General features: G+C 44.4%; 1 protein-coding gene. It reads right to left on the bottom strand.

The features are described from left to right. Window positions 1-124: 124 nt before the first annotated feature. A complete protein-coding gene (locus tag GRP75_RS26375) occupies window positions 125-1,525 on the bottom strand; it encodes an MFS transporter (RefSeq protein WP_160790823.1) in 1,401 nt (466 codons plus the stop codon). Between the last annotated feature and the right edge of the window lie 90 nt (window positions 1,526-1,615).

Raw genomic sequence — 1,615 nt, 5'->3', positions numbered from 1 at the left:
TAGCCAATTTGGCAATGTCTTTAATGGTAGCTGCCATCTACGTATCCTTTCCTTAGTGAGGCTCTAAAAAAATTATATACCCACCATACCACAGGAGCCGCCCGGAAAAGAAGACTTTCACAAATTATACGCGGTTGTCCGCATGTCGACGCTGCAACTCTTGAACCATTTCTGCATGTCTACTGTCAGTCAGCTTGTACATTTTACCGATGACCAGCATGGCCAAAGCCAGGGCAACAGCCGGATAGAGACAAAGTAATGCCTTGATCCCAAGCAGCGTTCCAGAGGACTGAACCACATTCGGAACATACCCGATGAGCGCTAGTCCAATACCCGATAGAAAGCCAGACAAGGATTGAGCCAACTTACGTGAAAAGTTAAATAACGAGTAAGTAATCCCTTCCTTACGCTCCCCGGATGACCATTCGCCATAATCAATGATATCGGACACGAATGCCCAGGTAACCCCGTTAGGAATACTAATACCAATGAACGAAATACTGGCCAGGATTGTGAAAATATATACATTTGAAGGCATGAAAAAGTTAATAGAGTCGGCAATGACACTAACCAGCATCCCCAGTATAGCTGTTTTTCGTTTACCGAAGCGCCGTACCAGCTTGGGCAGGAACAACACACCCAGTAGCGACGAACCGATAATAATAAAATTCATATAAGCCATTAATTCTACATGCCCCAAGTTATATTCGGCAAAATAGATCAGCAGTGCGGACTTAATATTGTACGCGGATATGGTGAAAATCGTCATCAAAACGAGTACCAGCAAAGGCTTGTTATTCGTAAAGGTATGCACGATAACGCCTATAGATAGCTTCTCTTTTGGCCCGGACTGGCTAATAATACGTTCTTTCGTTCCTCGGTAACATATGATGAAAGCGATCACACCAATGAGTGACATAATCCCCATCACAACCGGATAGCCAACATGATGGTTAGGAAACAGTAAAATAAGCGGCATGACAACGACACTCGTGACGAATAATGCGCCCAGAGATCCTGCCTGACGGAAAGATGACAATGAAGCACGCTGATGAGTATCCTGCGTAATGGCGGCACCCAGCGAGCCGTATGGAATGTTTACAATAGAGTAGCCGATTCCCCAGATCATATAGGACGCATAGGCGTAAATGAGTTTGCCTGTGGGTGAAATATTCGGCGAAATAAAGGTTAGAACCGTAAGAATTGCAAGGATAACGCTTCCAACGATAAGAAAAGGCCTGAATTTTCCACGTGAACCGATATGTTTGCGATAATCAACAAAGGACCCGACAATGGGATCACAGATGGCGGCAAACAGCTTGCTGACCAAGAAAATGCCTGCGGCGGCTCCTGCAGAAACCCCTGCTACATCTGTAAAAAATTTCAGCAAATACAACTGCACAAAATCAAACTTGAATCCGTTTCCAAAGTCACCCATACCATACGAAATCTTTTCTTTCAGGCTAATATGCTCGCCTGTCTTGTTGTCAGTTTGGACGCTCTCCTTCACGATAGGCACTCCCATACCTACACACTCCTCTATGTTTGTAATTATTTTCACATATCTAGTTCAGGATTTTGCAAAATTCGATTCCAGTCGCTCCGAAGTGCAAGA

The organism is Paenibacillus sp. OT2-17 (genome assembly GCF_009827695.1).
GTDB lineage: Bacteria > Bacillota > Bacilli > Paenibacillales > Paenibacillaceae > Paenibacillus > Paenibacillus polymyxa_B.
Note: the sequence above shows the minus strand (reverse complement) of the source record. Positions and strands in the feature narration are given on the sequence as shown.